This window comes from Herbaspirillum sp. WKF16 (genome assembly GCF_028993615.1).
GTDB lineage: Bacteria > Pseudomonadota > Gammaproteobacteria > Burkholderiales > Burkholderiaceae_D > Herbaspirillum.
On the sequence record NZ_CP118632.1, the window covers coordinates 1,764,836 to 1,777,198 of the forward strand.

Annotated in this window: 13 protein-coding genes; 5 read left to right on the top strand and 8 right to left on the bottom strand. The window is 64.5% G+C overall.

Going from position 1 to position 12,363, the window contains the following annotated elements:
* The first annotated feature begins 4 nt into the window (after nt 1–4).
* Nucleotides 5–898 carry a 3-hydroxyisobutyrate dehydrogenase gene (gene mmsB / locus Herbaro_RS07915; protein WP_275013276.1) on the top strand — a complete coding sequence of 298 codons (894 nt, stop codon included), beginning with the start codon at nt 5–7 and terminating at the stop codon, nt 896–898.
* A gap of 428 nt (nt 899–1,326) precedes the next feature.
* On the opposite strand, the gene denD is transcribed toward mmsB, so the two are convergent.
* Nucleotides 1,327–2,301, bottom strand: coding sequence for a D-erythronate dehydrogenase (gene denD / locus Herbaro_RS07920; protein ID WP_275013277.1), 975 nt, complete (start codon nt 2,299–2,301; stop codon nt 1,327–1,329).
* 164 nt (nt 2,302–2,465) lie between these two features.
* Between denD and Herbaro_RS07925 the strand changes: the two genes are divergently transcribed.
* The gene (locus Herbaro_RS07925) at nt 2,466–3,287 is read left to right on the top strand and encodes a FadR/GntR family transcriptional regulator (RefSeq protein WP_275013278.1); all 822 of its coding nucleotides are present in this window, start codon (nt 2,466–2,468) and stop codon (nt 3,285–3,287) included.
* A 69-nt stretch (nt 3,288–3,356) separates the two neighbouring features.
* Here Herbaro_RS07925 and Herbaro_RS07930 read toward each other — a convergent pair whose 3' ends face one another.
* Both Herbaro_RS07930 and earP read right to left on the bottom strand, forming a co-directional pair.
* On the bottom strand, nt 3,357–3,932 hold the full coding sequence (locus tag Herbaro_RS07930; RefSeq protein WP_079215514.1) for an elongation factor P: 576 nt from the start codon (nt 3,930–3,932) through the stop codon (nt 3,357–3,359).
* A 132-nt stretch (nt 3,933–4,064) separates the two neighbouring features.
* Nucleotides 4,065–5,249 (bottom strand): elongation factor P maturation arginine rhamnosyltransferase EarP, encoded by a 1,185-nt coding sequence (gene earP, locus Herbaro_RS07935; RefSeq protein WP_275013279.1) that lies wholly within the window; start codon nt 5,247–5,249, stop codon nt 4,065–4,067.
* Between the two features lie 176 nt (nt 5,250–5,425).
* On the opposite strand from earP, the gene Herbaro_RS07940 reads away from it, so the two are divergent.
* Together Herbaro_RS07940 and Herbaro_RS07945 are read left to right on the top strand one after the other, a co-directional pair.
* A complete protein-coding gene (locus Herbaro_RS07940; protein ID WP_275013280.1) occupies nt 5,426–5,899 on the top strand; it encodes a MarR family winged helix-turn-helix transcriptional regulator in 474 nt (157 codons plus the stop codon).
* A 285-nt stretch (nt 5,900–6,184) separates the two neighbouring features.
* Nucleotides 6,185–6,619 (top strand): organic hydroperoxide resistance protein, encoded by a 435-nt coding sequence (locus Herbaro_RS07945; RefSeq protein WP_275013281.1) that lies wholly within the window; start codon nt 6,185–6,187, stop codon nt 6,617–6,619.
* Between the two features lie 110 nt (nt 6,620–6,729).
* On the opposite strand, the gene cydX is transcribed toward Herbaro_RS07945, so the two are convergent.
* From cydX to Herbaro_RS07970, 5 genes are read right to left on the bottom strand one after another with little or no spacing between them, the layout of a single operon-like run.
* Nucleotides 6,730–6,900 carry a cytochrome bd-I oxidase subunit CydX gene (gene cydX / locus Herbaro_RS07950; protein WP_275013282.1) on the bottom strand — a complete coding sequence of 57 codons (171 nt, stop codon included), beginning with the start codon at nt 6,898–6,900 and terminating at the stop codon, nt 6,730–6,732.
* A gap of 31 nt (nt 6,901–6,931) precedes the next feature.
* Nucleotides 6,932–8,071 carry a cytochrome d ubiquinol oxidase subunit II gene (gene cydB / locus Herbaro_RS07955; protein WP_275013283.1) on the bottom strand — a complete coding sequence of 380 codons (1,140 nt, stop codon included), beginning with the start codon at nt 8,069–8,071 and terminating at the stop codon, nt 6,932–6,934.
* Between the two features lie 25 nt (nt 8,072–8,096).
* A complete protein-coding gene (locus Herbaro_RS07960) occupies nt 8,097–9,719 on the bottom strand; it encodes a cytochrome ubiquinol oxidase subunit I (RefSeq protein WP_275013284.1) in 1,623 nt (540 codons plus the stop codon).
* Nucleotides 9,720–9,722: 3 nt separating this feature from the next.
* On the bottom strand, nt 9,723–9,965 hold the full coding sequence (gene cydP / locus Herbaro_RS07965) for a cytochrome oxidase putative small subunit CydP (RefSeq protein ID WP_275013285.1): 243 nt from the start codon (nt 9,963–9,965) through the stop codon (nt 9,723–9,725).
* A 3-nt stretch (nt 9,966–9,968) separates the two neighbouring features.
* Nucleotides 9,969–10,592 carry a GbsR/MarR family transcriptional regulator gene (locus Herbaro_RS07970; protein ID WP_275013286.1) on the bottom strand — a complete coding sequence of 208 codons (624 nt, stop codon included), beginning with the start codon at nt 10,590–10,592 and terminating at the stop codon, nt 9,969–9,971.
* 503 nt (nt 10,593–11,095) lie between these two features.
* Between Herbaro_RS07970 and Herbaro_RS07975 the strand changes: the two genes are divergently transcribed.
* Nucleotides 11,096–12,250 (top strand): AI-2E family transporter, encoded by a 1,155-nt coding sequence (locus Herbaro_RS07975; protein WP_275013287.1) that lies wholly within the window; start codon nt 11,096–11,098, stop codon nt 12,248–12,250.
* Nucleotides 12,251–12,363 lie beyond the last annotated feature (113 nt).

The following is a 12,363-nucleotide window of genomic DNA, read 5'->3' on the forward strand; positions in this document are numbered from 1 at the left end:
CATCATGAGCGCCAACATTGTCTTCATCGGCCTGGGCAACATGGGCCTGCCGATGGCGCAGAACCTGGTCAAGGCCGGCTTCGCGGTCAGCGGCCACGACCTGGTCAAGGCCAGCGTGGACAAGCTGGTGGAAACCGGCGGCAAGACCGAGGCCGACTCGATGGCGGCGGTGGCGAAGGCCGACGTCGTCATCACCATGCTGCCGGCCAGCAAGCACGTCGAGTCGCTCTATCTGGGAGACCGCGGCGTGCTGGCCTCGGCCAAGCCGGGCGCGCTGCTGATCGACTGCTCCACCATCGCGCCGGAGGCTTCGCGCAAGGTGGCCGCGGCGGCCGCGGCCAAGGGATTCCAGATGCTCGATGCGCCGGTCTCCGGCGGCACCAACGGCGCCGCCGCCGGCACGCTGACCTTCATGGTGGGCGGCGGCAAGCAGGCCTTCGAGGCGGCCCAGCCCTACCTGCAGAAGATGGGAAAGGCGATCTATCACGCCGGCGAGAGCGGCAGCGGCCAGACGGTGAAGGTGTGCAACAACATGCTGCTGGGGATCCTGATGATCGGCACCTCGGAAGCGATCCGGCTGGGCGTGGCCAATGGCATGGATCCCAAGGTGCTGTCGGAGATCATGTCCAAGAGCTCCGGCCGCAACTGGACGCTGGAAGTCTACAACCCCTGTCCGGGCGTGATGGACACGGCGCCGGCATCCAAGGACTACGCCGGCGGCTTCGGGGTCGACCTGATGTTGAAGGACCTGGGGCTGGCGGTGGAGAACGCGCTGGCCACCAACAGCGCCATCCCGCTGGGCGCGGCGGCGCGCAACCTGTACGACATCCACAGCAAGAACGGTTCCGGCAAGCTGGATTTCTCCAGCATCTTCAACTTGCTGGGCAAGGCGCAGTAAAGGATTGCATGCTGTTCTTCATGCGGTTCGTTTGTACTCCGAGGAAGTAATTCTTGCGCGGCTCCGGCCGCGTTTTTTTTCGCCCGCGGCGAACGACGCTGGGTCCCGGCCTGCGCCGGGACGACACAGAGGTGTTGCTTGAGCCGTCGTCTGTTCAAGCAACCGCAAGGTGTCTTCTACGCACCGTCGTTCCTGCGAAAGCAGGAACCCAGCGTCGTTCAGCGGCCATCGAGGCATGACAAGCGTCACCGGGTCCCGCCCTGCGCGGGGACGACGCTGAGATGTTGCTTGAAGCGCCGCTGGTTCAAGGCCTCTCCGTCCCGTCGTCCTGATGAAGGTCAGGACCCAGCGTCGTTCACCGAGCTCGCGATGGAAAAGAAAACGGCGCCCCAAGGCGCCGTCATTCTTCCCACAAGCCAGACTGGCGATCACTTCTTCACTTCATCCTCGATATGCGCGCGGATGATGTCGGCGAAGTTGGCGTCGGCGGTGAAGCCCAGCGCCTTGGCGCGCTTGGCTTCGAACTGGCCGGGCCAGGAATTGACGATGCGCTTGATGGCCTCGTCTTCCTTCCATTCGATCAGCTTGACCACATCGGCGCCCGCCACTTCTTCCAGCGCGGCGACCATGTCCTTGACGGTGACGCACAGGCCGTCGATGGAAAGGAAGCGGGCCAGGCCGAGGTCGGCGCCGTTGATCTCATGGCCGTGGATCAGGTTGGCGATGGCCTGGCGCGGCGACATCAGCCACATGCGGGTGTCGGCGCCGACCGGGCACACCGAGGGCTGGCCGTTGAGCGGTTCGCGGATGATGCCGGAGGCGAAGCTGGAGGCGGCCTTGTTGGGTGCGCCCGGGCGCACCGAGATGGTCGGCATGCGCAGCGCGCGGCCGTCGATGAAGCCCTTGCGGCTGTAGTCCTGCACCATCAGCTCGCCCATGACCTTCTGCGCGCCGTAGGAGCTTTGCGGCATCAGCAGGGTGTTGTCCGGCACCACGGCCGGCAGCTCGCCGCCGAACACCGCCACCGAGCTGGTGAACACCACGCGCGGCTTGGTGCCCAGGGCGCGGGCGCGTTCCAGGATGATGCGGGTGGCGTCGAAGTTGATCTTCATGCCCAGCTCGAAGTCGGCTTCGGCGTGGCCGCTGACGATGGCGGCGAGGTGGAAGATGGATTGCGTCTCGGCGGTGATCACGCGCTCGATCACGGCGGCGTCGGCGATGTCGCCGGTCACGGCTTCGATGCGGGGATCGTCGAAGCCTTGCGCGGGCACCACGTCCAGCAGGGTGATGCGCTTGATTTCCTGCTGCTTGCCGTCGCGGCCGGTCAGGGCGCCGCGTTGCAAGAGCTGGCGCGCCAGCCGGCTGCCCAGGAATCCGGCGCCGCCGGTGATGACGATATGCATGTGTTCTCCTCGTTGGTCTGGAAACTGGCGCCGCGCCATCCGTTGGCGCGGCGTGCGGCAGCGATTATAGCAGAAAGTTGTCATACAACTTTTGATGATCCCGGAAAAGATTTGCGGGTTTCCACAACAGGGAGGCGCGGGCAAAAGCGGTATCATTGCGCGCCATGAAGAACGCCGATGCCCACGCCAGAGCCCCGAAACCCACGCCAGCCTCAGGCCGGGGCAAGGGCACCCTGGCCGACCACGTGACCGGCGTGCTGGCCAAACAGATTCGCGAGGGCGAGTTCGCGCCCGATGCGCGCCTGCCGTCGGAGATGGAGCTGACCGAGCGTTTCGCGGTGAGCCGCACAGTGATCCGCGAGGCGATCTCGCGCCTGAAGTCGGAGGGGCTGGTCGGTTCGCGCCGCGGCAGCGGCACGGTGGTGCTGGGCGCCAACCGGGCCACGCCGTTTCGGCTCGACATGCAGGTGGACGATGTGCGCGATTCCATCCAGGCCGTGCTGCGCGTGATCGAGTTGCGCCGCGGCGTGGAGGGCGAGATGGCGGCGCTGGCCGCGCAGCGCCGCACCAAGGCGCAGAACCAGGCGATCCAGCAGGCCCTGAAGGCGATCGATCGCGCCGCCGAGGAGGGGCGCGACGGCGTGCAGGAAGACTTCGCCTTCCATGCGGCGATCTCCAACGCTTCCCATAATCCGCTCTATACCTCGCTGGTGCAGTTCCTGAGCCAGTTCCTGCGCGCCGCCATCCGCGTGGCGCGCATCAATGAGGCGCGCCGCAGCGACTTCGGCCAGCAGGTGCGCAGCGAGCACGCGGCCATCGCCCAGGCGATCGCCGGCGGCGACGCGGCGGCCGCGCGGGAGGCGGCCCTGCAGCACATGGAGAATTCAGCGCAGCGCATCCAGGCGGCCGACCGCGAGTTCTGGGCCAGCGAGGCCGGGCAGGCGGCGGCGCGCGAACTGGCGCAGCAGGTCGGGCCAAAGGAGTAGGCTGAGCGATGCAATAGACGAAAAAAAACGCTGCCCAAGGCAGCGTTTTTTTATCGCATCGGCGGAAAATCAGCCGCGAACGACCTTCTTGTACTCGTTGGTGCGGGTGTCGATTTCGATGTCGTCGTCCTGGCTGACGAACAGCGGGACCATCACGACGATCTGGTTGGCTTCGATCGCGTTTTCGATCTTGGCTTCCTTCAGGACGTTGCCCGAGGTGTTGCCCTTGACCGCCGGCTCCGAGTAGGCAACCTTGCGCACGATGGTGGTCGGCATTTCAACCGAGATCGCCTTGCCGTCGTAGAACACGGCTTCGCACTGCATGCCGTCCTTCAGGTAGCCGATGGCGTCGCCCATGTTCTCGCCTTCGATTTCGTACTGGTTGTACTCTTCGTCCATGAAGACGAACAGCGGGTCGGCGAAGTACGAGTAGGTGACCGGCTTCTTGTCCAGCACCACGACGTCGAACTTGTCGTCGCCGCGGAAGACGCTTTCCATCGGGGTGTTGGTCAGCAGGTTCTTCATCTTCCACTTGTAGGTGAAACCGGTGCGGGAGGAACCGTTGACGTCCGAACGCAGGACGATCATGGGCTTGCTGTCGACCATGATGATGTTGCCGACGCGGACTTCTTTTGCAAATTTCATAGCGGTATATGTCGTGAAAAGTAGGTTGCTTCAAACTGTCAGTAGCCCACTGGCAAAACCTCACCGCAAGCCCACGTACGATTGAATTCCAAACTGCGTTTAAAAAACTAAGCCCGTTATTTTACCCTATTTTCATGGGGCTTCCACCACCAGGCGGCGGGCGAAACCGAGCAAATTGGCCATGAAGTCGCCATTTGCCAACATCCTCGCCAGCCATTGATCAGCTGCTTCAGTGAGCGCCGGCAACTCGCCGCGCAGCGCCTCCCAGCTTGCCTGCCAATCAACGTCGGCGTGCTTGGCGCCGTTCCAGGCGCGGTTGGCGTCGATCAGCGCGGGCGTGGCCGGGGCATAGATCTTGAGGAAGGCGTTGAGCTTGGTGTGGTGCAGGTTCTTGTCCTGCTGGTAGATGTTCCAGACGAAAGGCTTGCCGGCCCACTGCGCGCGCACGAAGGAATCCTCGCCGCGCACAAAGTTGAAGTCGCAGCTCCACAGCAGGCGGTCGTAGTCGGTCTGCGGCACGAAGGGCAGCACCCGCACGCTGAGCGCGCCGCGCGTGGCCGCGGCGTCGGCCCGCATCGGCGCGCCGAGGAAGGCTTCCACGGTGGAGCGGGCCACGCCTTCCGGCACCAGGCAGGTGACCGGGACCGGCGAGGCCTCCCAGGCGGCGAACAGTTCGGGGATGGGGGCGTAGTCGTAGCAGAACAGCGAGACCTTCAGGCCCAGCTGTTCCCGCGGCGTCACGCCCAGGCGCTGCAGGAAGGGCGCGGCCTGGCCCTCGCCCAGGAAGGCCTGGCGCTGCGTTTCCAGGTCGGCCTCGAAGCTGAGGCCGCCGGTGCGCTCGTTGAAGCCGGGAAAGAAAAAGTATTTGGTCAGCTTCAGCGTGCGGTGCGGCGAGGGCAGGGTGTGGCAACCTTCGACCCAGGGCTCGGCCGACAGGCCTTCCAGGTTGAACCAGAGCGGCTTGACGGCGCGCTGCGCCATCGCTTCCACGTAGCCGGGCGGGATCTCGCAGCCGAAGAACTCGATGACGATGTCGGCCACGTCGGCCGGCGCATAGGCGCCTTCCTGGCCGCGCCAGTGTTGCACGGCGACGCCGGCGATTTGTTGCAGTTCGGCCTCGGCGTCGACATCCGGCCAGATCCGCCGGAAGCTGACCAGGTCATCCACCCAAAGCCGCACGGCGATGCCATGCTCGCGCACCAGCTGACGCGCCAGGCGCCAGCAGATGCCGATATCGCCATAGTTGTCGACCACCTTGCAGAACAGGTCCAGGGTCTTGAGCGGGTTGCGGGCGGGGGCGGCGGTGTCAGGTGGCATGGAGGATTGCGGCGGCGGGACGCGCCGGAGCGCGGGAAAATACGAGGAAAGCGCGAATGATACCCAAGTTGGAGAGCCGGCGGGAACGCCGGGTAAAAGGGATTTGAACAACAAATTCAAAAATATTCGATTTAAATAGCTTGCAATTTAATTTTGAGCAGTTTAATATTCGACACATGGACAACGCACACACACCGAAGCTGCCGGACGCGCTGATCGATGAAGCCCTGCTTCTCGACAACCAGCTGTGTTTCGCCATGTACTCGGCGTCCCTGGCGATGACCAAGGCCTACAAAAAGATCCTCGGTGCGCTGGATATCACCTATCCTCAATATCTGGTGATGATGGTGCTGTGGGAGAAGGACCAGATTACCGTGTCCGAGCTCGGCGGCCGCCTGTTCCTCGATTCGGGCACGCTGACGCCGCTGCTCAAGCGCATGGAAACCATGGGCTTGCTGCACCGGGCGCGCGATGCCGGGGATGAGCGCCGCGTGATGGTGACCCTGAGCGATGCCGGCCGCGCGCTGCGCGAGCGGGCCCGTGCGGTGCCGGTGAAGATGAGCTGCATGCTGCCCCCGCTGGAGCAGGTGCAGAAGCTGGTGGCCGATCTCAAGGACGTGCGCCGGAACCTGCAGGATGAGGAGCAATGATGCTCGCAATGCAGGACTCCATGGACGAAACAAGGATTTTTGGTGTATAAATTATGTTGTTCGCAATTATATTGTAAATAATATATGCGCCTGATGTGGCAAGAGCAAGCAGGATTTGAAGCACCTGAATCATCAGTACGGCAGCAGCAGTAATCGGCAAGACACGCAGGATCGCAAGCAGAAGCAAACGGAAGAAAATAGCAGCAAGAAATGGCGAGTCTTTCGCCGCCCCACTCTCGAAAGTCGGCCCAAGAGGCCTTAACCAGAAAGCTGAAAGGAAAGAAAATGCCCTCCGATAAAATCACCAAAGCCCTGTACACCGCCACTGCAACCGCCACCGGCGGCCGTGAAGGCGCAGCCAAGTCGTCCGACGGCGTGCTGGACATCCGCCTGTCCACCCCCAAGGAATTGGGCGGCGCAGGCGGCCCGGGCACCAACCCCGAGCAACTGTTCGCAGCCGGCTACTCGGCTTGCTTCCTGGGCGCGCTGAAGTTCGTCGCCGGCCAGGCCAAGGTTGCCCTGCCGGCTGACGCCAGCATCACCGGCAAGGTCGGCATCGGCCAGATCCCGGCCGGTTTCGGCATCGAAGCCGAACTGAACATCTCGCTGCCGGGCATCGACCGCGCCGTGGCGCAAGACCTGGTGAACAAGGCTCACCAAGTGTGCCCGTACTCCAACGCCACCCGTGACAACATCAACGTCACGCTGAACCTGGTGTAAGCCGCCGCGCGGCTCCCGGGCCGCCAGGCAACAAAAAACCCGCGAATCTCTTCGCGGGTTTTTTTGTTGGGGCGACGCGGCAGCGCGGCTGGCGCCGCGCCCGCCTTGCCTCAATTGCCGCCGCGGCGCTTCTGGTCCGCCGCGCTGGCGCTGGCGAAGCGCTCGTGGGTCTCTTCGGCCTTGCGGCGGCCGAAGGCGTAATTGGCTTCCAGCCACATCACGTTGATGATGCCGAAGGCCAGCGCCAGGCCGATGCCGAGTATCCAGGCGAAATACCACATGGTGTTCTCCTTGTTTCAGATTGCGGCGCGTTCAGTACGCCGTATGTTCGTTGTCGTGGATGTCCTTGAGGGTGACCTTGCCGCGCACCACGCGATACACCCAGCCGGTGTACACCACGATGAGCGGCAGGAAGATCAGCACCATCCAGAACATCAGGCCCAGGCTCTTGTGGCTGGCCACCGCGTCCCAGACCGTGAGGCTGCTCTTGGGATCGAGCGAGGAAGGCATCACGAACGGGAACAGCGACATGCCGGCGGTGAGGATGATGCCGGCCACCGACAGGCCGCTGGCGATGAAGGCCAGGTGCGCGCGGCGCGTCAGCGCCAGCAGCGCCGCCAGCACGGCGCCGGCGATGCCCAGCGCCGGCAGCAGCTTGGCGACGGGCCAGCGGGCGTAGTTGTCGAACCAGGCGCCGCCGGCGATCTCGACGGTCTTGGCCAGCGGCGTGAAGGCGCTGTTGGCGTCGGGCATGGCGGTGATGCGGTAGCCCGGCAGCTGCGCCACCCACAGGCCGCCGGCGATGAACAGCAGGACGGTGGCGACGGCTGCGGCCATCACCGCCTTGCGCGAGCGTTCGCCCACTGCGGCGTCGGTCTTGACGAAGGCGAAGGCGGCGCCGTGCATCAGCAGCATGGCCACCGACAACAGGCCGGCCAGCAAACCGAAGGGGGAGAGCAGCGCGAAGAAGCTGCCGGTGTATTCCACCCGCATGGTGTCGTCGTAGTGGAAGGGCACGCCCAGCAGCAGGTTGCCGAAGGCTACGCCGCAGATCAGCGGCGGCACCAAGCCGCCCACGAACAGGCCCCAGTCCCAGGCGCTGCGCCAGCGCGGATCGGCCACCTTGCTGCGGTAGTCGAAGCCGACCGGACGGAAGAACAGCGAGAACAGCAGCACCATCAGGGCGATGTAGAAGCCCGAGAAGGCGGTCGCGTAGACCAGCGGCCAGGCCGCGAAGGTGGCCCCGCCGGCGGTGATGAACCAGGTCTGGTTGCCTTCCCAGGTGGGGCCGATGGAATTGATCAGCACGCGCCGCTCGGCGTCGGTCTTGCCGGCGAAAGGCAGCATCATGCCCACGCCGAAGTCGAAGCCGTCGGTCAGCGCGAAGCCGATGATGAGCACGCCGACGAAGGCCCACCAGATCAGTTTGAGTGTTTCGTAATCGAAGATCATCTTGCGTTCCTCATTTCTTCAGCGCTCAGGCGGCGCCGGAATTGGCGGCGGGATTGATCGGCGGCGGCAGCGCATTGCCGGCCCCGGCCTCTTTGTCCTGCGTCTCCCAGTGGTACTTGCCGGTATGCAGGCTGCTCGGGCCGCGACGGGCGTACTTGATCATCAGGGTCATCTCCACCACCAGCAGGAAGGTGTAGAACAGGATGAAGCCGGCCAGGCTGAAGTACAGGTTGCCAGGCTGCAGCGAGGAGGCCGACAGGTGCGTGGGCAGCACGCCGGCGATGGTCCACGGCTGGCGGCCGTACTCGGCCACGATCCAGCCCAGCTCGGCGGCGATCCACGGCAGCGGGATGGCGCACACCGCCAGCCTGAGCAGCCAGCGCTGCGGCGCCAGCTGCTTCTTGCCCAGGAACCACACCGACGCGGCGAAGATGAACAGCATCAGGAAGCCGATCGCCACCATGCCGCGGAACGACCAGAACAGCGGCGCCACCTTCGGGATCGTGTCATTCACGGCGCTGGCGATCTGCGCGGGCGTGGCGTCGACCACGTTGTTGGTGTACTTCTTGAGCAGCAGGCCGTAGCCGAGGTCTTTCTTGTGCGCCTCGAAGGCCGCGCGCGCCGCGGGCGACTTGTCGCCGGACTTGAGCCGGGACAGCGCGGCGTAGGCCAGCATGCCGTTGCGGATGCGACCCTCATGCTCCCGCTTGAGGTCCTTGATGCCCATGACCTGGGTATCGGCCGAACGGGTGGCGATCAGGCCCAGCACGTAGGGTATCTTCACCGCGTAATCGGTGCGCTGCTCGCGGTCGTTGGGCAGGCCGAACAGCGTCAGTCCGGCCGGGGCGGGGTGGGTGTCCCATTCCGCCTCGATGGCGGCCAGCTTGACCTTGTTGACCTCGCCGGCGGTGTAGCCGGACTCGTCGCCCAGCACGATCACCGAGAGCGTCGCCGCCAGGCCGAAGCCGGCCGCCACCGCGAAGGAGCGCAGCGCGAAGGCGGTGTCGCGGGCCTTGAGCAGGTACCAGGCCGACACGCCCAGCACGAACATGGAGGCGGTCACGTAGCCGGCCGCCACCGTGTGCACGAACTTGACCTGGGCCACCGGGTTGAAGATCACCTCGGTCATGCTGACCAGCTCCATGCGCATGGTTTCATAGTTGAACTCGGCGCCGACCGGATTGTTCATCCAGCCGTTGGCGATCAGGATCCACAGCGCCGACAGGCTCGAGCCCAGCGCCACCAGGAAGGTCACCATCAGGTGCTGCTTGCGCGAGAGCTTGTCCCAGCCGAAGAAGAACAGGCCGACGAAGGTCGACTCCAGGAAGAACGCCGCCAGGCCCTCGATGGCCAGCGGCGTGCCGAAGATGTCGCCCACGTAGTGCGAGTAGTAGGACCAGTTGGTGCCGAACTGGAATTCGAGCGTGATGCCGGTGGCCACGCCCATGGCGAAGTTGATGCCGAACAGCTTGCCCCAGAAGCGGGTCATGTCCTTGTAGATGGGGCTGCCGGTCATGACGTAGACCGATTCCATGATCACCAGGATCCAGGACAGGCCCAGCGTGAGCGGGACGAACAGAAAGTGATACAGCGCCGTCACGGCGAACTGCAGCCGCGACAGCGAAACGACTTCATCGATCGGAACCATGTGTTACTCCGGTGTGTTGGGTGTGTCAGGCAGGGCGGAATGCGTGGAGGGCGCGGGCGCCGCGGCCGGCGAGAGCATGCGTTGCTCCACGCTGGCCGTCGGCATGCGCATGTGCTTGGCCTCGGGATGGGCGAAGAAGGTCCTTGCCAGCACCGTGAGCAGCGCCAGCTTGACGATCAGCAGCAGGGTGATTTCGACTCCCAGCGGCAGCTGGGTCAGTCGGGGCAGCTTGCCTGGGAATCGCATGTCTTACTCCTTGTCGGGCGCGCCCGGCGTAGCCGGCGCATCGGCCGCGTTGTCTGCGGCAGCCTCGGCGCGCGGTGCGCCGAAGCGGAACTTCTCGCGCACGTCGAGCAGCTTCTTGACCTTGGAACCCATCTTCATCAGCGACACCAGGGTCTCCGGCGAGAGGCGCTGGACGTCGTCGAACCAGGAGCTGGAGAGCTCGATGAGCTCGTACATGTCGCGCATGCGCTTCTGGGTTTCGCGGTCGCCGGGGCCGTTGGGCTGCTCCAGCAAGGCGTCGCGCAGCATCGAGAGCGTCGGCTCGATCTCGCGGCGGCGGCGCTCTTCCAGCAGGGCCTTGAAGATGTCCCAGATGTCGCCCGGCGGTTCGAAGTATTCGCGGCGGTCGTTCGGTCGGTGCAGCAGCTTCACCAGGCGCCAGGATTGCAGCTCCTTCAAGCCCATGCTGACGTTGGAGCGGGAGAAGCTGAGGTACTCGGCGATCTCGTCGGCGTTGAGCGGACGGCCGCAGATGTAGAGCAGGGCGTAGATCTGGCCGACGGTGCGGTTGATGCCCCAGCGGCTCCCCATTTCGCCGAAATGGCTGATGAAGCGCTGCATCAACGGGGTCAAGGTATTGGTTTCCATGATTTCGATTATTTTGAATTTTCAGTAATTACTGAAATTTAAAACAATTGGACGGCCCCGGACAAGGACACAAGCCCATCAATTTCCTGATAACAGTCATCACTGGCAAGAATGAGCCAGAGCCGGCGCGGGGCGCAGGCCGTGGCACGCCGGCGGCGACGGTGCGGGAATGTCGCATCCGTGTCACCGCGGCAAACAGTTTCAATAATGAAACTATTTATCGTGACGACGGGGCGGATGGCATCGCGCCCATGCGGACTTCCCGGTTCCGCAAGGCGCAGCCCTGTCGCGCTGCATGGCAACATTCTCCCGCTTTCCTACACGTACAGAAGAGCTCGGCCGATAGGACGTTTGATGTCGATCAAATACGCTGTTCACGATCCCGGAGTGCGCGCACACGACGGCGCCCGGCGCCATCGGCGCATCGCCGGGTTGCTTCAGGGAAGGCCGGCGCCAGGGGCTGCGCCGGGCCTTCCGCTCTCATCCCCGTTCAAGGACTGCCTATGTTGGGTTTCGATTTCCGCGTCGCCAGGATCGTCTGGACCGTGTTCCTGGTGGCCTTGCTGCTGTATGTCACCTACACCGTTTCATCCACGCTGCTGGTGCTGGTGTTCGCCGTTTTCTTCAGCTACCTGGTGTATCCGATGGTGGAACTGGTGGAGCGCGTGCGCCCGCGCCGGGTGCCGCGCACGGTGTCGATCGCGCTGGTGTTCATGCTGGTGATCGCGGTGGCGGCGGCGGTCACCGCCGTGTTCGGTTCGCGCATCCAGGACGAGGCCCTGCACCTGAGCGAACAGTTGCCGGCGCTGCTGCGCTCCAACGACATGGTCTCGCGCATTCCCTTGCCCGGCTTCGCGGAGCCGCTGCGCGCGCGCATCCTGGGCTTCGTGCGCGACCAGTTGGCCAACGGCACCGACCAGGCCATGCCGCTGGCCAAGCAGTTCGGCGTCTCCGTGATGCACGCGGCCAGCAACTTGATCTACCTGGTGCTGGTGCCGGTAATCAGCTTCCTGCTGATCAAGGAAGCGCCGGCCATGCGCGACGAGATGCTGTCCTGGATGAGCCGCGCCAACCGCCGCCTGTGGGACCACATCATCAAGGACCTCGACGTGCTGCTCTCGCGCTACGTGCGGGCCTTGCTGTTCCTCTCGATCGCCACGCTGGTGGCCTACAGCATCGCCTTCTCGCTGATGGGCGTGCCGTACTCGATGCTGCTGGCCGGGCTGGCGGCGGTGCTGGAATTCATCCCCTTCGCCGGGCCGCTGGCGGCCAGTGCGGCGGCCCTGGTGGTGGCCGGTTTCAGCGGCTACGACCACCTGCTGTGGCTGCTCGGCTTCATCGTCGCCTACCGCGTCTTCCAGGATTACGTGCTCAATCCCTACCTCATGAGCGAGGGCGTGGAGGTGAGCCCGCTGATGGTGATCCTGGGCCTGCTGGCCGGCGACCAGTTGGGCGGCGTGGCCGGCATCTTCCTCTCGGTGCCGGCGATGGCGGCGCTGAAGATCATCTTCACCCGCGCCTCGGCGGCGCAAAAGCTGCGCCGCGAAGCGGAAGCGCGCGAGGCCCAGCTCGCCGAGGCTCAGCTTGAGGCCGAGGCGCAGGAGCGGCAGAACGCGCCGCCGGTGGTGGTGCAGGTCAATATCGGTGACAAGACATAGGCAGCTGCGGCAAACGCCACTGGGTTCCTGCTTGCGCAGGAACGGCAAGGAGTGGGGGGCTAGGGCGCACGGAGGTGTTGGCTATTTCCGCAGTGTCGTCCCTGCGAAAGCAG